The sequence below is a fragment of the Micromonospora sp. Mcm103 genome, assembly GCF_024519755.1.
Classification (GTDB): Bacteria; Actinomycetota; Actinomycetes; order Mycobacteriales; family Micromonosporaceae; genus Micromonospora; species Micromonospora aurantiaca.
This window is the reverse complement of the sequence record NZ_JALJRJ010000003.1, coordinates 137,177-157,650: the sequence shown is the minus strand read 5'-3', so window position 1 is coordinate 157,650 and position 20,474 is coordinate 137,177. Positions and strand designations below refer to the sequence as shown.

Below are 20,474 nucleotides of genomic sequence, written 5' to 3'. Positions count from 1 at the left end.
TGGGTACGTTCGAGTCATGGAGTTCGCGTTGTGGCTGGTCCTGATCCTGCTGCTCGGAGGTGCGTTCGTGTTCTGGCGGAGGGGGAGCAGATCGCGTCGGTCGAACGAGCTGGCCGACGCCCGCGCCGAGGCGCAGCGCTGGTACGAGCGGCTCGGCGGCCAGCTGATGAACCTGCACGGCGACGCCCCGGCGGTCCGGCAGGCGCTCGCCGACGCCGGTGAGCGCTACAACGCGGCCGGTTCGCAGCTGGAGCAGGCCACCACGCCGCGCCAGTTCGGGCTGGCCCGGGAGACCGCGCTGGAGGGGCTGGCGTACATCCGGGCGGCGCGGACCGCGATGGGCATCGACCCGGGCCCGGAGCTGCCGCCGCTCGCCGCCGCCCAGGGTGCCGGCGCGCTCACCAAGGAGCGCCAGGTCGACGTGCAGGGGCAGACGTTCCGCGCCGGCCCGCAGCCGGGGAACGCGACGCCCTACTACTACCCGGGTGGCCGGTTCCAGGGGCGGCCGGTGCCGGCCGGCTGGTACTCCACGCCCTGGTGGAAGACCGCGCTCGGCGCGGGCGTCGGTGTGGTCGGCGGTCTCCTGATCGCGGACGCGCTGTTCTCACCCGCGTTCGCCGATCCCGGGTACGACGCCGGCTACCAGGAGGGCTTCGGCGACGGCCAGGACTTCGGCGACCAGGGCGGCGACATGGGCGGCGGCGACATGGGCGCCGGTGGTGACTACGCCGGTGGCGACTTCGGCGGCGGCGGCGACTTCGGTGGCTTCGGCGGCGGGGATTTCGGTGGTGACTTCGGCGGCGGCGACTTCTAGCCGACGCCGCCGGCCGCGCGGGCGTCAGGAAGGGCCCCCTCTTATGCACGAGGCGTTAAGAGGGGGCCCTTCCTTACACGTCAGCCGGTGTTGCGCATGCCGGCGGCGATGCCGTTGACGGTGGTCAGCAGCGCCCGCTCCAGCGCCGTACCGTCGTTCGGGGCCCGCCGCCCACCCGGCGCGGTCGCCACCGCTCGCCCGGCGGCGCCGGATTCGCGGTACTGCCGCAGCAACGCCACCTGCAGGTGGTGCAGCGGCTCCAGGTAGGTGTCCCGCACGGCGAGCGTGCGCTGGAGCACCGGCGAGTTGTCCAGCAGCGCCGGTGCGGCGGTGACCGCGAGCACCTCCTGCTTGGTCAGCTCGTACTCCTGCTCGATCTTGTCGAAGATCGGGTGCAGCTTCTTCGGCACCAGCGTCTCGACGTACCGCCGGGCGATCGTCAGGTCGGTCTTGGTCAGCATCATCTCGACGTTCGACAGGAACGTGCGGAAGAAGTGCCAGTTCCGGTTCATCTCGGCGAGCACGTCGGCCAGCCCGGCCGCCCGCGCGGCGGCCAGCCCGGAGCCCACACCGAACCAGCCCGGCACGATCTGCCGGGTCTGCGTCCAGCCGAACACCCACGGGATGGCCCGCAGGCCGGACAGGCCGGCGCCGGTGTTCGGGCGCTTCGCCGGCCGGGAACCGATGTTCAGCGCGCCGAGCAGCTCGGTCGGTGTGGAGGCCCAGAAGTACGCGGGCAGGTCCGGGTCCTCGACCAGCGACCGGTACGACCGGAACGCCGACTCCGACACCACGTCCATCGCCGCGTCCCAGCGCTCCAGCATCTCGGCCGGCTGCCGGGGCGCGGTGTGCAGCAGCGTGGCCTGGAGCACCGCCGCCACTGTCAGTTCCAGGTTCTCCCGGGCCAGCGCCGGCAGCGTGTACTTGTCGGAGATGACCTCGCCCTGCTCGGTCACCTTGATCGCGCCGTCCAGCGTGCCGTACGGCTGGGCCAGGATCGCGTCGTGCGTGGGGCCGCCCCCACGGCCGACGGTGCCGCCCCGGCCGTGGAACAACCGCAGGTGTACGCCGTGCCGCGCGGCCACGTCCCGCAGCGCGCGCTGCGCCCGGTGGATGGACCACTGGCTGGTGGTGATGCCCGCCTCCTTGTTGGAGTCGGAGTAGCCGAGCATCACCTCCTGCACGTCGCCCCGGGCCGCCACGAGCGCCCGGTACGCGGGCAGCGACAGCAGCTCGTCCAGCAGCTCACCGCCGGCGTTCAGCTCGGCCGGGGTCTCCAGCAGCGGCACGATGCCGATCCGGGCCCGCCCGGAGTGCACGTCCACCAGGCCGGCCTCGCGGGCCAGCACCACGGCGGCGAGCACGTCGTCCACGCCGAGCGTCATCGAGATGATGTACGACTCGATCACCTCGGGGCCGAACCGGTCCTGCGCCTCGCGGATCGCCGCGAACACGTCGAACGTCTTGCGGGCCGACTCGGTGAGCGGGCTGTCCTGGGTGGAGAGCGGCCGGCGGCCGGTCAGCTCGTCGGCGAGCAGCTTGGTGCGTTCCAGCCGGGACAGCGCCGGGTAGTCGGACACCTCGCCGACCGCCTCGTAGAGCTGGGCCAGCACCTCGTGGTGCTTCTCCGCGTGCTCCCGGATGTCCATGGTGGCCAGGTGCAGGCCGAACGCGGACACCGTACGGATGGTCGAGGCCAGCCGCCCGACGGCGGTGAGCTGGCCGGAGTTGCGGGCCAGCGACGCGCGCAGCAGTTCCAGGTCGGCGATCAGCTCGGACGAGCCCCGGTAGTCGCGCCCCGGCACGTGCGGGGTGTCGGCGCGCAGCCGCTCCCGGGTGTTGGCGAGCTTCGCCTTCACGCACCGCGCCTTGAGCCGGTACGGCTCCTCCGCGTTGACCCGGCGGAACCGGGGCGCCACCTCTGGTAGCGCGTCCAGGTCCTTGGCCAGGCTGGCGGACAGGTCGAGCGACACCGCACGCAGCCGCCGGGACACGCTGACCTCGGTGATCAACTCGTCCATCGCCTTCTCGGTGGCGGCGATGCCGTGCTCGTGCTGGATGCGCAGCACCTCGCGGGTGACCACCGGGGTGACGAACGGGTTGCCGTCGCGGTCACCGCCGATCCAGGTGCCGAAGCTCAGCGGGCGGGACGTCGGCGACGTCTCCACGCCGAGCGTGCGCAGCGTGTCGGCGAGGTCGTCGAGGACCTGCGGCGCGGCCTCGGCGTACAGGTCGCGCAGGTAGTAGATCGCGTTGCGCGCCTCGTCTGTCGGATCCGGCCGGTCCAGCCGCAGCTCGTCGGTCTGCCACATGAGATCGAGCAGTTCGGCCAGGCGGCGGTTCGCCGGGCCCTCGTCGCTGGCGCCGTAGAGGATCGCGTTCGCGGTCTCGGTGTCCAGCTCGTCGGCCACCGCGCGCAGCTTGGACAGGATGGACCGGCGGGCCGCCTCGGTCGGGTGGGCGGTGAAAACCGGGCGTACGGCCAGCCGGCGGGCCGCGGCGGCGATCTCCTCGGCCGGTACGCCCCGCTCGGCGATCATCTTGGCCGCCTGGTCCAGCCAGCCGCCGTGGGTGGCGCGGCGGCGGCGCAGGTCCCGGGCGCGGTGCACCTGCTCGGTGATGTTCGCCAGGTGGAAGTAGGTGGAGAAGGCGCGGGCCAGCTTCGTGCCGGTGGTGACGTCGAGCCCGGCGAGGCGCTGGGCGGCGGCCGGCGCGTCGGAGCGGACCTGGGCGCGGATCTCCTCGACCAGGTCGAGCAGCGGGCGGCCCTCCTGCCGGGCGAGGGTCTGCCCGAGCAGCGTGCCGAGGCGGCGGATGTCGGCCCGGAGAGCGGCGTCGGGGCCGTCGTGGTCGTGCTGGTCGGTCACGGTTGCGCTCCTTACGCGAGGACGAAGGACAGCGCTGTCCGACTCCTCTGGATGGTATCCGCGCGGCCCCGGCGGACAGGAGGGGGACGGCGTGATGATCTGCACTCTGGGACGGCCCGCCGGTCAGCCCCGCTCGACGGCGTGCCGTCCCGGCGCAGGTCGCCGGCGGGCGCGGAACATCGTCGTGGTGAGCAGACCGGCCAGGCCGGCGGCCACCCAGATCAGCAGCCCGGCCAGTGCCCAGCCGCCGCCACGCCAGTCGAAGTAGATCGCCGACTTGAACAGGTCGGTGGCGAGGCCTGGCACGTTCCAGCGGTGCATCCCGCGCAGGAACGGCGGCAGGAACTCGGGCGCGTAGATGCCGCCGGAGCCGGGGTTGCCGAGCACCACGAGCAGCAGGATCACGATGCCGGTGCCGAGCAGCCCGAGCCAGCCCTGGACGGCGGCGGCGACCATCCCGGCCGCGAACGCGGCGAGCGCGCCGACCGCCGCCACCGTCGCCACCTGATCGGGGAACACGCCGAGCACCGGCCCGACGAGGATCGCCCCGATGACGCCGAGCAGGATCGCGTGCACCGCGAGCGTGGCGATCCGCAGCCCGGCCCGGCGCAGGTCGCGCGGGCTGGTCCCGAGTGAGATGCCGAGCGCCGTGGACGCCAGGTAGCCGCCGAGCACCACGCCGACGGCCAGGTAGAACGGGACCAGGCCGCGCGGGTCGTCGGCGGAGACCGGCATGTCGTCGGTGACCTCCAGCGGCACCCCGGCCTGCCGGGCCGCCTCGGTGAACACGTCGGTGACGAGTTCGGTGGCGGCGGGCGCGCCCGCGCTGGCGGTGGCGAGCGTCAGGCCGCCGCCCGGGGCGGAGCTGAGCACCGCGTACACCGATCTGTCGGTGAGGCCGTCCTGGGCGGCGCCGCGGCTGTCGTACCCGACGGGTTTGATCGTGTCGGTGCGGGCGCGGACGGCGGACATCACGGCCTCGGCCTGCTGGTCGCTCGTGACCACGGCGACCGGCACGTCGCGCGGATTGGGCTTGTGCAGCGCGCCGACGTAGGCGGCGATGAACGCGCTCGCCAGCGCCAGGGTGCCGAGGATCAGCGCCGCCGTGCGGGGCAGCCAGTCCCGGGTACGCAGCTCCGGCTCGTCGTCCACGGCCACAGCCTATTGCGGGCATATTCCCGGCTCATGGGGTTTCGTCGGGCGAAAACCGCTGGTCCGGGCCGATAGCGTCGGGCCATGACGGTGCCTGTCTATCCCGCCAAACCGCAGCCCGGCGACCGGGTCGCGGTCGTGTCACCCTCCGCCGGCCTGCCGGGTCTCTTCCCCCATGTGTACGAGCTGGGCCTGCGCCGGCTCCGCGACGAGATGGGTCTGGAACCGGTGGAGTACCCGACCACCCGCGTCATGGGCGCCGACCCGCGTGACCGGGCGCGTGACCTGACCGCCGCGTTCGCCGACCCGACGATCACCGCCGTGCTGGCGACGGTCGGCGGGGACGACCTGATCACCGTCACCCCGTACCTGGACGACGAGGTGTTGCGGGCGAACCCGAAGCCGTACTTCGGCTACTCGGACAACACGAACGTGCTCAACCACCTGTACCGGCTGGGCGTCGTCGGCTACCACGGCGGCTCCGTGCTGGTGCACCTCGGGCGCTCCGGAAAGCCGCACCCGCTCACGCTCGACTCGCTGCGCGCCGCGCTGTTCACCACCGGCTGGTACGAGCTGACCGCCGCGACTGAGTGGGGCGACGAGCCGCGCGACTGGCGCGACCCGGCCACGCTGGCCGAGGAACCGCCGATGTACCCGTCCGAGGGCTGGCGCTGGCACGGCCCGGCCCGGGTGGTGCAGGGCCGGACGTGGGGCGGCAATCTGGAGATCCTGCACTGGCTGATGGCGACCGACCGCGTTCCGCGCGCGGCCGACCTGGCCGGCTCGGTACTGGTGCTGGAGACGTCGGAGGAGATGCCGCCCGCGCAGGAGGTATTCCGGATCGTGCGCAACATGGGCGAGCGGGGTCTGCTCGCCGCCGTACCGGCGATCGTGGTGGGCCGCCCCAAGGCGTGGGACTTCGACCGGCCGCACACGGTCGCGCAGCGGCTTGCCTGGGCCGCCGACCAGCGGGCGGCGATCCTGTCGGCGCTCGCCCCCTACGCCGGCGACCCGGTGGTGGTCTTCGACGTCGACCTGGGCCACACCGACCCGCAGGTGATCATCCCGTACGGCGGCGAGATCCGGGTGGACGCGGTGGAGCGCCGCATCGCCGTGCGCTACTGACCCGCCTTCACCCGCCGCCTCACCCCTCGGTTGGCGGCGTGGGCGACGCAGGCAAGATCCACTCCGTTTCGCCGAGGTGGCGGCATTGGAGGGCGTTGAACCCCGCCATTTCGGGGAAGTGGAGTGGATCTTGCACGCGAGGATCAGACGATCGCGAAGGCGCGGACCGGGAACGTGCCCATCCCGGCCACCCGCGGCGGTGCGGCGGTGAACCGGAAGCCGGTCGGCGGCAGGGCGTCCAGGCCGGTCAGGTGCTCCACGATCGGGATGCCGGCGGCCAGCAGACCGGTGTGCGCCGGGCGCTGACCCGCTGCCGCCGGAGTCATGTCGTCGATGTTGATCGAGTCGATGCCGACGAGCGCCGCGCCCGCCTCGGCCAGCCACTGCGCGCCGTCACCGGTCAGGTAGGGCGCCTCCGGAGCGGCGTACGCGTCGGTGCCGAAGTGCGCGTCCCAGCCGGTGTGCAGCAGCACCGCGCACCCGGCCACGTCGTACGGGGCGAGCATCAGCCGGTCCACCGCCCGGGTGCCGGCCGGCACGCGTACCACCAGGCCGGGCAGGTCGGCGAGGCGGTCCAGCGGCATTCCGGTCAGGTCCGGGCCGTCGGCGAAGCGGTGCGACGGCGTGTCCCACGTACGTGCCGGTGTTGGCGATCATGTCGATCCGCGCGACGTGGAACTCGACACCGGGCGCGTACCGGCCCCGGGACGCCTCCCGGGTCAGCCAGTCGGTGACCTTCGGGGCGGGCCAGCCGGGCAGCGTGACCATGCCGTCGGTGACCACGTGACTCAGTTCGACGAGCTTCCGCCCGCCGCCGGCCGGTGCGGCCACCCCACGCCCGCCCTTGTGCGGCTCCTCGACGACGGTCCGGTTGGTGATCCGTACCTCGCCGACCATGAGCAGCCCCAGGTGCCGGACCAGCAGCGCGGCCACCTCGTCGTCGGTGACGTCCGGGTGCGGCACGTCCAGCCGGAACCCGTCGGTGCGCAGACCACCGCCGTTGGAGAAAAGCACCTCGGCGTCGAAGACCGTCCGATACTCGACCATCCGCCCACCGCACCACGCCCGGTCGCCGCCGGTCAAGATCGAAGATCGGGCGGACCCGGATCGTCGGTGGAGAGGGATAGGCTCGAACGGTGCACCCCCCGTCCGGCTGGACGCGGGGTCGTCGTCGTGTGTCGATCCGCTGGAAGTGATCACTGATGCTCACCGGACTCTTCTCCGCCGCCCTGGCCGACCCGGGGCTGGCCCGGGCGCGTGACCTGGCGCGCTCCGGTGCCGCGCAGGTCGACGGGCTCGACCTCACCGCCCCGGCCGCGCTGCGCCCGTTCGCTGTGGCAGCGGTCGCCGCCGACGAGCCGGCCGGCGGCGCGGGCCGCCCCGTACTAGCGGTCACCGCCACCACCCGCGAGGCCGACGACCTGGCCTCCGCGCTGGGCAGCCTGCTGCCGCCGGAGCAGGTGGCGGTCTTCCCGTCCTGGGAGACGCTGCCGCACGAGCGCCTGTCGCCCCGATCCGACACGGTCGGGCGGCGCCTCGCCGTGCTGCGCCGCCTCGCCCACCCGGACGCCGCCGACGCGCACGGCCGCACCGGGCCGCTGCGGGTCGTCGTCGCGCCGGTCCGGTCACTGCTCCAGCCGCAGCTCAAGGGCCTCGGCGACCTGGAGCCCGTCCAGCTCGCCGCCGGGGACGAGGCCGACCTGGAGGAGGTGGCCCGCCGGCTCACCGACATGGCGTACGCCCGGGTCGACCTGGTCACCAAGCGCGGCGAGTTCGCCGTCCGCGGCGGCATCCTGGACGTCTTCCCGCCCACCGACGAGCACCCGTCCCGGGTCGAGTTCTGGGGCGACGAGGTGGAGGAGATCCGCACCTTCGCGGTCGCCGACCAGCGCACCATCGAGGGCGTCGCGCAGCTCTGGGCGCCGCCGTGCCGGGAGCTGCTGCTGACCCCGGCGGTGCGGGAGCGGGCCGCCGCGCTCGCCGCCGAGCACCCCGAGCTGGCCGAGATCCTGGACAAGCTGGCCGAGGGCATCCCGGTCGAGGGCATGGAGTCGCTCGCTCCCGCGCTGATCGGCGCCGACGCGCTGGAACTGCTCGTCGACTGCATGCCGGCCGGCACCCACGTACTCCTCTGCGACCCCGAGCGCATCCGCACCCGCGCGCACGACCTGGTCCGTACCTCGGAGGAGTTCCTCCAGGCCAGCTGGGCCGCGGCCGCCGTCGGCGGCCAGGCCCCGGTCGACCTCGGCGCCGCCGCCTTCAAGACCCTGGCCGAGGTACGCACGGCAGCCCGCGCCCTGCGCCAGCCCTGGTGGACGCTCGCGCCGTTCGGCCTGGTCGAGGCGGACGCGGCACCGGCCCGGCAGCCCTGGGAGGACGAGCCCGCCGAGGTCGACGTCACCCCCGACGACGCCATCGCGGTGAGCCTGGCCGCCCAGCCGGCGCCGCTCTACCACGGCGAGACCGCCCGGGTGGTAGACGACCTCAAGCGCTGGGCCGGCGAGGGCTGGTCGATCGCGCTCGTCTTCGAGGGGCACGGCCCCGCCCAGCGGGCCGTCGAGGTGCTCCGCGACGCCGGTCTCGGCGCCCGGCTCACCGAGGAGGTGCCCGCCGCGCCCGCGCCGGGCGAGCTGCTCGTGTCGTGCGGCTGCCTGACCGCCGGGTTCGTCGACGAGGCGTCGAAGTTCGTCCTGCTCACCGGCAACGACGTCACCGGCGGCCGGGGCACCTCCACCCGCGACATGCGGAAGATGCCCAGCCGGCGGCGCAACACCATCGACCCGCTGGAGCTTAAGGCCGGCGACTTCGTCGTGCACGAGCAGCACGGCATCGGCCGGTACGTCGAGCTGGTGCAGCGCACCGTCAACGGCGCCAGCCGCGAATACCTGGTCATCGAGTACGCGCCGAGCAAGCGCGGCCAGCCCGGCGACCGCCTGTTCGTGCCGACCGACCAGCTCGACCAGCTCTCCCGTTACGTCGGCGGTGAGCAGCCCACGCTGCACAAGATGGGCGGCTCGGACTGGCAGAAGTCCAAGGCGCGGGCGCGCAAGGCGGTCCGTGAGATCGCCGCGCAGCTCATCCAGCTGTACGCCGCGCGCAAGGCGTCCAAGGGGCACAACTTCGGCCCCGACACCCCGTGGCAGCGGGAGCTGGAGGACGCGTTCCCCTGGCAGGAGACGCCCGACCAGCTGGCCGCCATCGAAGAGGTCAAGCGGGACATGGAACAGACCGTCCCGATGGACCGGCTGATCTGCGGCGACGTCGGCTACGGCAAGACCGAGATCGCGGTACGGGCGGCGTTCAAGGCGGTGCAGGACGGCAAGCAGGTGGCGGTGCTGGTGCCGACCACGCTGCTGGTGCAGCAGCACTACAACACGTTCGCCGAGCGGATGAGCCAGTTCCCGGTGTCGATCCGGCAGCTGTCCCGGTTCCAGACGCCGAAGGAGACCGAGCAGACGCTGGAGATGGTCGCCGCCGGCACCGTCGACATCGTCATCGGCACCCACCGGCTGCTGCAGGCGTCCACCCGGTTCAAGCAGCTCGGGCTGGTGATCATCGACGAGGAGCAGCGGTTCGGCGTCGAGCACAAGGAGCACCTGAAGACGCTGCGCGCCTCGGTCGACGTGCTCGCCATGTCGGCCACCCCGATCCCGCGCACGCTGGAGATGGCGATCACCGGCATCCGGGAGATGTCCACCATCGCCACCCCGCCGGAGGAGCGGCACCCGGTGCTCACGTTCGTCGGGGCGTACGACGACCGGCAGGTGGCCGCCTCCATCCACCGTGAGCTGCTGCGCGACGGTCAGGTCTTCTACCTGCACAACCGGGTCGAGTCGATCGAGAAGACGGCCCGCAAGCTCCGGGAGTTGGTGCCGGAGGCCCGGGTCGCGGTGGCGCACGGCCAGATGGGCGAGGAGGCGCTGGAGAAGGTGATGGTCGGCTTCTGGGAGAAGGAGTTCGACGTCCTGGTCTGCACCACGATCGTCGAGTCCGGCATCGACATCCCGAACGCCAACACGCTCATCGTGGAGCGGGCCGACCTGCTCGGCCTGGCCCAGCTGCACCAGATCCGCGGCCGGGTCGGCCGGGGCCGGGAGCGGGCGTACGCGTACTTCCTCTACCCGCCGGAGAAGCCGCTCACGGAGAACGCGCACGAGCGGCTGGCCACCATCGCCCAGCACACCGAACTCGGCGCGGGCATGTACGTGGCGATGAAGGACCTGGAGATCCGCGGCGCCGGCAACCTGCTCGGCGGCGAGCAGTCCGGCCACATCGAGGGCGTCGGCTTCGACCTGTACGTCCGGATGGTCGGCGAGGCGGTCTCCGCCTTCAAGGGCGAGAGCACGGAGGAGGAGGCCGAGGTCAAGGTCGACCTGCCGATCGACGCGCACCTGCCGCACGACTACGTCGCGGTGGAGCGACTGCGTCTGGAGATGTACCGCAAGCTCGCCGAGGCCCGCGACTCCGAACGTCTGCGCGAGGTGGTCGCCGAGATGACCGACCGGTACGGCGAGCCGCCCGCGCCGGTGCAGAACCTGGTCGCGGTGGCGCGGTTCCGGCTGCTGGCCCGCCGCTACGGGCTGACCGACGTGTCGATGCAGGGCAAGCACATCCGGTTCGGCCCGCTGCCGCTGCCCGACTCGAAGCAGATGCGGCTCAAGCGTTACCACCCGGACTCGGTCTACAAGCAGGCGCTCGACCAGGTCAGCGTGCCCCGGCCGAGCACCCGGCGGATCGGCGGCGAGCCGTTGCGCGACCAGGCGCTGCTGGAGTGGTGCGGTCAGCTCCTGGCCGACGTCCTCGGCAAGCCCGAGGAGTTCGCCGGTGTCGCCCGGTCCGGGGCGGGTGCGCGATGAGGTGGGCGGAGTCACAGGCCGGTACTCGGCGTGAGAGAGTGACCCTCATGCGTGCTCGCCGTTCCCTCGTCGCTGTCAGCGTCGCGGCCCTCGCCGCGCTCTCCCTCGCCGCCTGTGGCCGCTCCGCCCCGGACGTCGCCGCGTACGTCGGCGACACCCGGTACTCCGTCGACCGGGTCGACGCGATCTACGAGGACGCGCAGCGGCAGTACGCGGACGCCGTCCGTAGCCAGGCCCCGCAGACGCCGTCGCCGGCGGAGCTGCGGTCCTCGGTGACCCGGCAGGACGTGCTGAACCTGCTGGTCGCGATCGACCTGGGCAAGCGTGTGGCGGCCGAGAAGGGCCTCCAGGTCACCGACCAGATCTCCCCGGAGCAGATCCAGCAGGCGCTCCGCATGCCGGCGACCACCGAGTACACGAAGCTGTGGGGCGAGTGGGTCGACCTCTCCGGCACGCTCCAGCAGAGCCTGCCCCCGGCCGACCTCAGCGACGAGTCCCTGATGGCCGTCTACCACGCCCTTGAAAAGACCGGGGCGATCCAGCCGGGCCTGAGCGTCGACCAGGTCCGGCAGGCGTTCGGCGAGGCCGGCTTCGTCCGCACCGCCACCGCGCTCAGCAGCGCGCTACAGGAGCAGGCCGACAAGTCGGATGTCCGCGTCAACCCCCGGTTCGGCGTGACCGGCGTGCCGTCGCTCGTGAACACCGGCCAGTCGTTCGTCTTCTACTCCCTGCCGTACGTCGGCAAGGACGGCCCGGTCACTGACATCTCCACGCCCGAGGCGCCGGCCTCCGGCTCCCCGGCTCCCGGAGCCGCATGACCGCGCGGATCGTCCTGCTCGTCACCTCACCACGGCTGCCCGCCGGCCTGCTGACCTCGGCCGCCTGGGACGCCGTACGCTCCGCGCCGGTCCTCGCCGGTGCGGAGAGCGAGCTGACCCGCGCGGTCCGGACGGCCGGCGCCGAGGTGAGCGTGGTGACCGAGGGTGCGACCCAGGCCCTGCTCGACGCCGTCGCCGCGCACGGCGGGGCGGTGTGGCTGGCCGGCCCGGCCGGCGACGAGGCGCTGGCCCGTGAGCTGGGGCTGCGGCTTGCCCGCGAGCCCGGGCTGGCCGAGCTGGAGCTGATGTACGGCTCGTGGGATCCGCCCGGCGCCCGGCTGCTCGACGCGGTCGAGGTGATGGACCGGCTGGCCTCCCCTGGTGGCGACCCGTGGAAGCGGGCGCAGACCCACCGCAGCCTGGCCGGTTTCCTGCTGGAGGAGTGCTACGAGGCGTACGACGCGATCAGCGCCGACGACACCGACGCGCTCCGCGAGGAACTGGGCGACGTGCTGCTTCAGGTGCTGCTGCACGCCCGGCTGGCGGAGAACCTGCCGGAGGGCGAGAGCTGGACCGTCGACGACGTCGCGGGCACCCTGGTCGACAAGATGGTGCGACGCAACCCGCACGTGTTCTCCGGTGAGCCGGCCGGTTCGATCGAGGAGATCGAGGCGAACTGGGAGCGGATCAAGCGGGCCGAGAAGACCCGTGAGTCGGTGCTCGACGGCATCGCGCTGAGCCAGCCCGCGCTGTCGCTGGCCGCGAAGATCCTGGACCGGGCCGGCCGGGTCGGCCTCGCCGTACCGCCCCCGCTGGCCGAGTCGCAGGTGGACCCGGAGGCCCGGCTCGGCGCGAGCCTGCTGGCCACAGTCGCCGCGGCCCGTCAGGCCGGTATCGACCCCGAGGCCGCCCTGCGGCGGGCCACCTTGGCGTACGCCGAAGCAGTCAGAGCCGCCGAACGCCCCACCCCCACCAACCCCGCCTGACGCCCCCTCCCCCCTCCCCTCTCACGGCGATCTTGCACTTTCGGCCCAGGCTGTGCCGTAAATGCCCCATCTGCCCGGGCGCAAAGTGCAAGATCGCCGAGTCGACTGGTCGGCCTTGCTTGGCCGCGGCTCTCCCGGCAGTCGAGATTCGCCGTCTGCATCCCGGGATCGCCGTAGATCTTGGTACGAAAGTGCCCCTATGGGGGCCGTTTCCGTCCAAGATCTACGCGGGCCTCGGGGTGAGGCGCGCACGCGGCCGGCACCCAAGCGCCGGCCTTCCGGGCGGACCTGCGGCGGTGATCAACGGGGTTTGGGTCGCGGGGCTCTTGCGGGGACCGAACTCCTTGATCAACGGGGGCGGTGAGGCGGGAGGGTGGGCGGGGTGATCGGTAGGGTCGGGGGATGGAGTCGTTCGTGCCGCTGGCGGAGCGGATCGTGGAGGCGTTGCTGGAGAGCCGGCCCGGGCTGGCCACCTCCGTCGGAGACCACCGCTACGACGATCGGCTGCCCGACCTCTCCGCCGACGCCCTTGCCGCGGACCAGGCGATGCTCAAGGACGCGGCCGACGCGCTCGCCGAGACCGACCCGGACGCGCTCGACCCGGCGGAGAGCGTCGACCACGCGCTGCTCACCAGCCTCGTCGACCGAGGACTGTTCGAGGCCACCGAGATCCGCGGCCACGAGTGGGATCCGCTGCGCCACAATCCGGGGCCGCTGCTGCACGCCCTGCTGGCCCGTCCCTTCGCCCCGGCCGAGGAGCGCCTGACCAGTCTCGCCGGGCGTCTGTCGGCCGTACCCGATGCGCTGTCGACGGCGCGCGCGACGCTGCGGGACATGCCGCGGGTCCACGCGGAGACGGCGGTCGGGCAGTTCGCCGGTACGGCGGCGCTGATCCGCGACGAGGTACCCGGCCTGCTGGCGGAGGCGCCGGCGATCCGCGACCGGGTCGGCCCGGCGGCCACCGAGGCGATCGCCGCGCTGGAGGAGTTCGTCGCCTGGCTGCGGCAGGGCCTGGCCGCCGACGCCGGCCCGGGGCGTGACCCGCGGCTGGGCCGGCGGCGGTGGGAGGCGCGGCTGTGGCACACGCTCGACACCGAGCTGAGCGCCGCCGAGGTGCAGCGCCGCGCCTGGGCGAACCTCGACCGGGTCACCGAGGAGATCCGCGCGGCGTCGGTCGAGCTGGTCGGTGGTCCGGCCGACGACGAGACGGTACGCCGGGCGCTGGACCTGCTCGCCGCCGAGCACCCGGACGACGCCACGATCGTCGATCTCGCCTCGGTCACGCTCGACGAGGCGAGTGACTTCGTCCGCCACCACGACCTGGTCAGCATGGTCGGCGACCCGTGCGTGATCCAGGAGATGCCGGAGTTCGCGCGGGGCGTGGCGGTGGCCTACTGCGACTCGCCGGGCCCGCTGGAGACGGCCGACGTACCGACGTTCTACTGCATCTCGCCCACCCCGTCGGACTGGCCGGCGCAGCGGGTCGAGTCGTTCTACCGCGAGTACAACGACCACATGATCCGCAACCTGACCGTGCACGAGGCGATGCCCGGTCACTTCCTCCAGCTCGCGCACGCCCGCCGCTACGACGGTCCGACCCGGGTACGCGCGCTCACCGAGTCGGGCGTGTTCGTGGAGGGCTGGGCGGTCTACGCGGAGGAGCTGATGGCCGGGCTCGGCTTCGGCGGTCTGCCGGTACGGTTGCAGCAGCTCAAGATGCAGCTCCGGATGACCATCAACGCGCTGCTGGACCAGCTCGTGCACTGCGACGACCTGCCCGAGTCGGAGGCGATGGCGCTGATGACCGGGCGCGGTTTCCAGGAGGAGGGCGAGGCGGCCGGCAAGTGGCGGCGGGCGCTGCTCACCTCGACGCAGCTCTCCACGTACTTCGTCGGCTACAGCGAGATGGCCGACATCGCCGCCGCCCGGCCGGACGGTGTGCCGCTGCGCGACTGGCACGACGCGATGCTGGCGCACGACTGCCCGCCGCCGCGTCACCTGCGCACGCTGCTGGGGGTGTGAGGCTCACCGCCGGGCGGCGACCGCGTCGATCAGCCAGCGCGACAGGGAGTACGCGGGCGGCAGCTCGGCGGGCAGCGCATCCACCGGGAACCAGCGCGCCTCGGTCAGCTCGGTGCCGTCGACGACGGGTTCGGCGGCCGGGTCGGTCACCTCGGCGGTGAACCCGGCGAGCAGCGTGCCGGGCCCGGACAGCGCCCACGGCTGGCTGTCCACGTAGACCGGTCGCCGCAGCGTCAGGCCGACCTCCTCGGCGACCTCGCGGTGTACCGCCGCCTCCAGCGACTCGCCCGCCTCGACGAACCCGGCGACGAGCGCCCACAACTCGCTCGGCCCCTGCGTGTGGCGGACCAGCAGCAGTTCGCCGGGGCCGTCGGCCGCCCCGGGGCGGGTGATCGCGGTCAGCACCGCGACGGACAGGGGGAGGAACGAGGTGAGCCCGCAGTCCGGGCAGCGCCGCGCGGTCTCGCCCGGCACGTCGGCCAGCTCGGCCCGGCACGCCCCGCACCACCTGTGGGTACGCCGCCAGGTGACCACGGCGAGCGCCCGCCCGGCCAGGTCGGCCCGGGGTGCGGGCAGTTCGGCGGCGAGGCCGCGCCAGCCGCGCCACCGGCCGGGCAGCGACTCCGGATCGGTCACCTCGGCCGCCCACGCCGGGACGCCGTCGAGCGTGCCGACCGGGATCCAGGCGAGGTCGCCGGGCAGTCCGCCGATGCGCAGTGGCTGCTCGTCCGGGCCGGTCAGCAGCTTCCGGCCGGCCACCGGCAGCGCCAGGTCGTCCGGTCGCGGCGGCCGCCCGTGATCCGCCGCGGGCCGGAACCCGGGCGTGGTCACGACGTGGACGGGCGGCGGTCCACCACACCGGCGCCGGCCGGAACCGCGAACGCGGCGGCCTCGACGCTCTCGGTGTAGCGGCTCAGCGTCACCTCGGCGGGCTTGCCGTCGAGCGTGCCGGAGAAGCTGCCGAGGACGCCCTCGTTCGTCACGCAGGCGGTGAAGCGTTCCCCGTCGTGGGTGACGTCGACGCAGGTGGCGTGGTGGCCGGCGAGCGTGGTGTCGCTCTGCTCGATGACCGCCTCCGGCGCCAGCGCCGCGTCGGTGAGCAGCCGGATCACCGCGGGTGGCGTGACCAGGCCCTGCTTGCGCGCCTCGTCGTAGACGATCACCGACGGCTTGCCGGCGGTGAGCACCGGTGGCGAGACGGTGCAGGACGTACGGGCGGCGGTGCTGGCGCACCGGGTCACCGACTCCTGGGTCACGGTGATCTTGCCACCGGGCCAGGTGTACGTGGACCGCAGCGGCTTCTTGGTCTGCGCGATCGAGGCGGTCCGGCCGCCGTCGAGCTGGTAGTCGGCGGCCCAGGTCTGCTCCAGCGCCCGGTCCATCCGCGCGGCGAGGTCGTTGACCAGGTCGGCGCGACCGAGTGCGACGTTCGCGTCGTCCAGGGCCTGACAGCCGGTGACCGAGAGCGACGCGATGACCGAGGCGGCGAGCACGCGGAGAGTCGTCGAGGCGGCAGGCATGATGCCCAGCCTTGTCGATCGACGCAACGTCTCGCAAACCGGTTGCCGGTTGACGACCGGTAATCCGGGAATGTCCGTCTCAGCAAGCGCCTCGGGGGCCGCCCCGAGCGGGGTACGGCAGGGCGGGGACCGATACGCTGCGTTCAACACCTGCCTCAGCCGCACCGTCGCGGCCCATACGGACCGGAACCACACAAACGAGGAGCGACTCAGTGGCAACCATCGAGGGAATCGTCGCCCGGGAGATCCTGGACTCGCGGGGCAACCCGACGGTCGAGGTCGAGGTCGGGCTCGACGACGGCACGATCGCCCGCGCCGCGGTGCCGTCCGGCGCCTCCACCGGCGCCTTCGAAGCGGTCGAGCTGCGCGACGGTGACAAGGATCGCTACCTGGGCAAGGGTGTCGAGAAGGCGGTCGCCAACATCGAGGACCGCATCGTCGACCAGCTCATCGGCTACGAGGCCAGCGAGCAGCGGCTGATCGACCAGAAGATGATCGACATCGACGGCTCGGACAACAAGGGCGAGCTGGGCGCGAACGCCATCCTCGGCGTCTCCCTGGCCGTGGCGAAGGCCGCCGCCGGCAGCGCCGAGCTGAGCCTGTTCCGCTACCTGGGCGGCCCGAACGCGCACCTGCTCCCGGTGCCGATGATGAACATCCTCAACGGTGGCGCGCACGCCGACTCGAACGTCGACATCCAGGAGTTCATGATCGCGCCGATCGGCGCGCCGACGTTCCGGGACGCGCTGCGCTCGGGCGCCGAGGTCTACCACGCGCTGAAGTCGGTGCTGAAGAAGAAGGACCTGTCGACCGGCCTGGGCGACGAGGGCGGCTTCGCCCCGAACCTGCCCACCAACGCCGCCGCGCTGGACCTGATCGCCGAGGCCGTGGAGAAGGCCGGCTACCGGCTGGGCACCGACATCGTCTTCGCGCTCGACGTGGCCGCCACCGAGTTCTTCGACAACGGCACCTACACGTTCGAGGGCAGCGCCAAGAGCGCCGAGGAGATGAGCAACTACTACACCAAGCTCGCCGGCGACTACCCGATCGTGTCGATCGAGGACCCGCTGGCCGAGGACGACTGGAGCGGCTGGGCCACGCTCACCGCCGCGCTCGGCGACCGCATCCAGATCGTCGGCGACGACCTGTTCGTGACCAACCCGCAGCGCATCGCCCGGGGCATCGCCGAGCAGGCCGCAAACGCGGTGCTGGTGAAGGTCAACCAGATCGGCTCGCTCACCGAGACGCTCGACGCCGTCGACCTGGCCCACCGGGCCGGCTTCAAGTGCATGATGAGCCACCGTTCCGGCGAGACCGAGGACACCACCATCGCCGACCTGGCCGTCGCCACCGGCTGCGGGCAGATCAAGACCGGCGCGCCGGCCCGCTCGGACCGGGTGGCCAAGTACAACCAGCTCCTGCGGATCGAGGAGGAGCTGGCCGACGCGGCGCGGTACGCCGGTGCCGGCGCGTTCCCGCGCTACCGTTCGGCCTGAGCGAGCGCTCCGGGGGAGGGGTGTGACGATGCAGCAGCGCCGCACACCGGGTGGCCAGCGGCCCGCCCGTCGGCCGGGTCAGCCCGGCCGGACGGGCGGCGCCCGGGTCCGGTCCACGGCACGCGACAACGGCGTCCGCGCGGAGGCGCGCGCCGCCGGCCGGTCACCCGGCGCGTCCCGTGCCACCGACGGCGTACGCTCCGCGAGCCGCCCCGCCGCGGCCCGGCGTACCGCCGCCGGTGGCCCGGTCAAGCGGCTCACCGCACCCCAACCCCGGCGCTTCACCGGGCGCGCCACAGTGCTGTTCGCGGTGCTGATCGCGCTCGCGCTGGCGTACACCTATCCGGTCCGGGTCTACCTGGACCAGCAGGCCGACATCGAGCGGATGGAAGCCGCGCAGGCCGCCCAGCGGGCCGAGATCGACCGGCTCACCGCCGAGGCGGCCAAGTGGAAGGACCCGGAGTACGTCAAGACGCAGGCCCGGGAGCGGTTCTTCATGGGCAAGCCGGGCGAGACGCTGCTCGTGGTGCTCTCCGACCCGGAGGGCGCCGCGAAGGACGCCGGCAAGGGCGCGAAGCCGGGGGCGCCGAAGCCGCCCGAGCCCTGGTACGACACCCTGTGGTCGAGCGTGCGGGCGGCCAACGCCGACCGCGGGGACAAGTGAGCTTTGATTCGAGAGGCACAACCTTGAGCGTCGTACCACCGCAGGAGCCGGCGGCGGACTCCGTACCCCCGCCGGAACGCCAGCCGGCCACCGAGGCCGACCTGGCCGCGGTGGCCGCGCAGCTCGGACGCCCGCCTCGCGGCACCCGCGCGGTGGCCCACAGGTGTCCGTGTGGTCTGCCCGACGTGGTGGAGACGACGCCCCGGCTGGCCGACGGCACGCCGTTCCCGACGCTGTTCTACCTGACCTGCCCGCGCGCCACCGCGGCGTGCAGCCGGCTGGAGTCGGCCGGGCTGATGAAGGAGATGGCCGAGCGGCTGGCGGAGGATCCGGAGCTGGCGGCGCGGTACCGGGCGGCGCACGAGGACTACCTGACCCGCCGGGAGGCGATCGGTGAGGTGCCGGAGATCGCCGGCATCTCGGCCGGCGGCATGCCGGGGCGGGTGAAGTGCCTGCACGTGCACCTCGGGCACGCGCTCGCCGCCGGGCCGGGGGTAAACCCGTTCGGCGACGAGACGCTGGCGCTGGTGGAGAAGTGGTGGGCGGCCGGCCCCTGCGTGGACGTGCCGCCGGCGGAGTGAGATGAGCGCCGACGAGATCACTGTGCGCCGGGCCCGCACCACCGACGTGCGCGGCATCCGCCGGCTGGTGGACACCTACACCGACGACCGGCGGCTGCTCAGCAAGGCGACTGTGACGCTGTACGAGGACGTGCAGGAGTTCCGCGTCGCGGTGACGCCTGATGGCACTGTGGTCGGCTGCGGCGCGCTGCACGTCATGTGGGAGGACCTGGCCGAGATCCGGACGGTGGCGGTCGACCCGTCCTGCCGGGGCCACAAGATCGGGCATCGGATCGTCGGCGGGCTGATCGACGCGGCACGGGAGCTGGGCATCGCCCGGATCTTCGTGCTCACGTTCGAGACCGGCTTCTTCGGCTCGTTCGGTTTCCGCGAGATCGACGGCGCACCCGTCCCGCAACCGGTGTACGAGCAACTCCTGCGCTCGTACGACGAGGGTGTCGCGGAGTTCCTGGACCTGGAACGGGTCAAGCCCAACACCTTGGGCAACACCCGAATGCTGCTGCGCCTCTGAGCCGGGGTGGGGGCGGGCTGCCGTAGGGTGGGCGCCGTGAGTGCGCGTGTGGCAGCCATCGACTGCGGGACCAACTCGATCCGACTGCTGATCGCCGACCTGCCCGAGGCGTCGGCCGGGGAGGCGGCGCCACTGGTGGACGTCTCGCGGCGGATGGAGATCGTGCGGCTGGGGCAGGGCGTCGACCAGACCGGAATGCTCGCCCCGGAGGCCATCGAGCGGACCCGGGTCGCGCTCGCCGACTACGCGGCGGAAATCGAGAAGTCCGGCGCCGACCGGGTACGCATGTGCGCCACCTCGGCCTCCCGCGACGCCTCCAACGCCGCCGACTTCCGCGCGATGGTCGAGCGCACGCTCGGCGTACCGCCCGAGGTGGTGACCGGCGACGAGGAGGCACGGCTGTCGTTCACCGGCGCGGTCCGCGGCCTGCCCGGCGACGCCGAGCCGCCGTACCTGGTGGTCGACATCGGCGGCGGCTCGACCGAGTTCGTCGTCGGCACCCGCGCCGACGGCGTGCGCGGCGCGATCTCGGTGGACATCGGCTGCGTCCGGATGACCGAACGGCACCTGCACGGCGACCCGCCAACAGCGGCGCAGATCGCCGCCGCCGAGGCCGACATCGCCGCGGCCGTCGACCGCGCGCTCGCCGCGGTGCCCGGCCGCGAGGCCGCCACACTGGTCGGGCTCGCCGGTTCGGTCACCACTGTGGTCGCCCTGGCCGAAGGGCTCCAGGAGTACGACCCGAGCCGCATCCACCACGCCCGGGTCTCGTACGAGCAGGTGGCCGAGGTGACCGCCGACCTGCTCGGCAAGAGCAGCGAGCAGCGGCTGGCGTACCCGGTGATGCACCCGGGGCGGGCCGACGTGATCGGCGCGGGCGCGCTGGTGCTGCGAGTGATCATGGAGCGGGCCGGGATGCCGTCGGTGGTCGCCTCCGAGCACGACATCCTCGACGGAATCGCCTGGAGCCTGGCCTAGCCCTCATCTTCTCGCCCACCCCTTCGGCGGTGATCAAGGAGTTTGTGTCAGATCCGGACGCCTCCGGGTGCGCAAAGTCCTTGG

17 protein-coding genes are annotated in these 20,474 nt (G+C 73.0%); 12 read left to right on the top strand and 5 right to left on the bottom strand.

Annotation, left to right across the window (positions count from 1 at the left end; translation table 11 throughout):
• Nucleotides 1-16 precede the first annotated feature (16 nt).
• Complete coding sequence (locus OC439_RS05630) at nt 17-814, top strand: hypothetical protein (RefSeq protein ID WP_262012526.1); 798 nt, start codon at nt 17-19, stop codon at nt 812-814.
• Between the two features lie 80 nt (nt 815-894).
• Here the strand turns inward: OC439_RS05630 and ppc are convergent, their stop codons facing one another.
• Nucleotides 895-3,681, bottom strand: coding sequence for a phosphoenolpyruvate carboxylase (ppc, locus tag OC439_RS05625; RefSeq protein ID WP_262012525.1), 2,787 nt, complete (start codon nt 3,679-3,681; stop codon nt 895-897).
• 123 nt (nt 3,682-3,804) lie between these two features.
• Nucleotides 3,805-4,833 carry a hypothetical protein gene (locus tag OC439_RS05620; protein ID WP_262012524.1) on the bottom strand — a complete coding sequence of 343 codons (1,029 nt, stop codon included), beginning with the start codon at nt 4,831-4,833 and terminating at the stop codon, nt 3,805-3,807.
• 84 nt (nt 4,834-4,917) lie between these two features.
• Here OC439_RS05620 and OC439_RS05615 point away from each other — a divergent pair, with 84 nt between their 5' ends.
• Complete coding sequence (locus OC439_RS05615) at nt 4,918-5,958, top strand: S66 peptidase family protein (RefSeq protein ID WP_262012523.1); 1,041 nt, start codon at nt 4,918-4,920, stop codon at nt 5,956-5,958.
• A gap of 143 nt (nt 5,959-6,101) precedes the next feature.
• On the opposite strand, the gene OC439_RS05610 is transcribed toward OC439_RS05615, so the two are convergent.
• Entirely contained in the window at nt 6,102-6,542 is a 441-nt protein-coding gene (locus tag OC439_RS05610; protein WP_262012522.1) for a cyclase family protein, read from the bottom strand.
• A gap of 71 nt (nt 6,543-6,613) precedes the next feature.
• Between OC439_RS05610 and OC439_RS05605 the strand changes: the two genes are divergently transcribed.
• The 5 genes from OC439_RS05605 (at nt 6,614) to OC439_RS05585 (ending at nt 14,640) form a co-directional block, all read left to right on the top strand.
• Nucleotides 6,614-6,745: a hypothetical protein gene (locus OC439_RS05605; protein ID WP_262012521.1), complete on the top strand. Its 132-nt coding sequence runs from the start codon at nt 6,614-6,616 to the stop codon at nt 6,743-6,745.
• A 415-nt stretch (nt 6,746-7,160) separates the two neighbouring features.
• On the top strand, nt 7,161-10,814 hold the full coding sequence (gene mfd, locus OC439_RS05600; RefSeq protein WP_262012520.1) for a transcription-repair coupling factor: 3,654 nt from the start codon (nt 7,161-7,163) through the stop codon (nt 10,812-10,814).
• Between the two features lie 47 nt (nt 10,815-10,861).
• Complete coding sequence (locus OC439_RS05595) at nt 10,862-11,632, top strand: SurA N-terminal domain-containing protein (RefSeq protein WP_262012519.1); 771 nt, start codon at nt 10,862-10,864, stop codon at nt 11,630-11,632.
• Nucleotides 11,629-12,618 (top strand): nucleoside triphosphate pyrophosphohydrolase, encoded by a 990-nt coding sequence (locus OC439_RS05590; RefSeq protein WP_262012518.1) that lies wholly within the window; start codon nt 11,629-11,631, stop codon nt 12,616-12,618. The genes OC439_RS05595 and OC439_RS05590 overlap by 4 nt, the downstream gene beginning before the upstream one ends.
• Before the next feature lie 402 nt (nt 12,619-13,020).
• Entirely contained in the window at nt 13,021-14,640 is a 1,620-nt protein-coding gene (locus tag OC439_RS05585) for a DUF885 domain-containing protein (RefSeq protein WP_262012517.1), read from the top strand.
• A gap of 3 nt (nt 14,641-14,643) precedes the next feature.
• On the opposite strand, the gene OC439_RS05580 is transcribed toward OC439_RS05585, so the two are convergent.
• Nucleotides 14,644-15,471, bottom strand: coding sequence for an NAD(+) diphosphatase (locus OC439_RS05580; RefSeq protein WP_262012516.1), 828 nt, complete (start codon nt 15,469-15,471; stop codon nt 14,644-14,646).
• Nucleotides 15,468-16,160, bottom strand: coding sequence for a hypothetical protein (locus tag OC439_RS05575; protein WP_262012515.1), 693 nt, complete (start codon nt 16,158-16,160; stop codon nt 15,468-15,470). Before OC439_RS05575 ends, OC439_RS05580 begins: the two co-directional genes overlap by 4 nt.
• A gap of 212 nt (nt 16,161-16,372) precedes the next feature.
• Between OC439_RS05575 and eno the strand changes: the two genes are divergently transcribed.
• Genes eno through OC439_RS05550 form a run of 5 tightly spaced genes read left to right on the top strand, consistent with a single transcriptional unit; the run spans nt 16,373 to nt 20,390 of the window.
• The gene (gene eno / locus OC439_RS05570) at nt 16,373-17,656 is read left to right on the top strand and encodes a phosphopyruvate hydratase (protein ID WP_013284093.1); all 1,284 of its coding nucleotides are present in this window, start codon (nt 16,373-16,375) and stop codon (nt 17,654-17,656) included.
• A gap of 28 nt (nt 17,657-17,684) precedes the next feature.
• Complete coding sequence (locus OC439_RS05565) at nt 17,685-18,320, top strand: FtsB family cell division protein (protein WP_262012514.1); 636 nt, start codon at nt 17,685-17,687, stop codon at nt 18,318-18,320.
• 23 nt (nt 18,321-18,343) lie between these two features.
• The gene (locus OC439_RS05560; protein ID WP_135243360.1) at nt 18,344-18,901 is read left to right on the top strand and encodes a DUF501 domain-containing protein; all 558 of its coding nucleotides are present in this window, start codon (nt 18,344-18,346) and stop codon (nt 18,899-18,901) included.
• A gap of 1 nt (nt 18,902) precedes the next feature.
• A complete protein-coding gene (locus OC439_RS05555; protein ID WP_135243361.1) occupies nt 18,903-19,412 on the top strand; it encodes an amino-acid N-acetyltransferase in 510 nt (169 codons plus the stop codon).
• 48 nt (nt 19,413-19,460) lie between these two features.
• Nucleotides 19,461-20,390: a Ppx/GppA phosphatase family protein gene (locus tag OC439_RS05550; RefSeq protein ID WP_262012749.1), complete on the top strand. Its 930-nt coding sequence runs from the start codon at nt 19,461-19,463 to the stop codon at nt 20,388-20,390.
• Nucleotides 20,391-20,474 lie beyond the last annotated feature (84 nt).

Bases quoted from the DNA above. Each gene is read 5' to 3' on its own strand.
- OC439_RS05630 (WP_262012526.1), top strand. From the start codon at position 17: ATGGAGTTCGCGTTGTGGCTGGTCCTGATCCTGCTGCTCGGAGGTGCG.
- OC439_RS05615 (WP_262012523.1), top strand. From the start codon at position 4,918: ATGACGGTGCCTGTCTATCCCGCCAAACCGCAGCCCGGCGACCGGGTC.
- OC439_RS05610 (WP_262012522.1), bottom strand. From the start codon at position 6,542: ATGCCGCTGGACCGCCTCGCCGACCTGCCCGGCCTGGTGGTACGCGTG.
- OC439_RS05605 (WP_262012521.1), top strand. From the start codon at position 6,614: ATGTCGATCCGCGCGACGTGGAACTCGACACCGGGCGCGTACCGGCCC.
- mfd (WP_262012520.1), top strand. From the start codon at position 7,161: ATGCTCACCGGACTCTTCTCCGCCGCCCTGGCCGACCCGGGGCTGGCC.
- OC439_RS05595 (WP_262012519.1), top strand. From the start codon at position 10,862: ATGCGTGCTCGCCGTTCCCTCGTCGCTGTCAGCGTCGCGGCCCTCGCC.
- OC439_RS05590 (WP_262012518.1), top strand. From the start codon at position 11,629: ATGACCGCGCGGATCGTCCTGCTCGTCACCTCACCACGGCTGCCCGCC.
- OC439_RS05585 (WP_262012517.1), top strand. From the start codon at position 13,021: ATGGAGTCGTTCGTGCCGCTGGCGGAGCGGATCGTGGAGGCGTTGCTG.
- OC439_RS05575 (WP_262012515.1), bottom strand. From the start codon at position 16,160: ATGCCTGCCGCCTCGACGACTCTCCGCGTGCTCGCCGCCTCGGTCATC.
- OC439_RS05565 (WP_262012514.1), top strand. From the start codon at position 17,685: ATGCAGCAGCGCCGCACACCGGGTGGCCAGCGGCCCGCCCGTCGGCCG.
- OC439_RS05555 (WP_135243361.1), top strand. From the start codon at position 18,903: ATGAGCGCCGACGAGATCACTGTGCGCCGGGCCCGCACCACCGACGTG.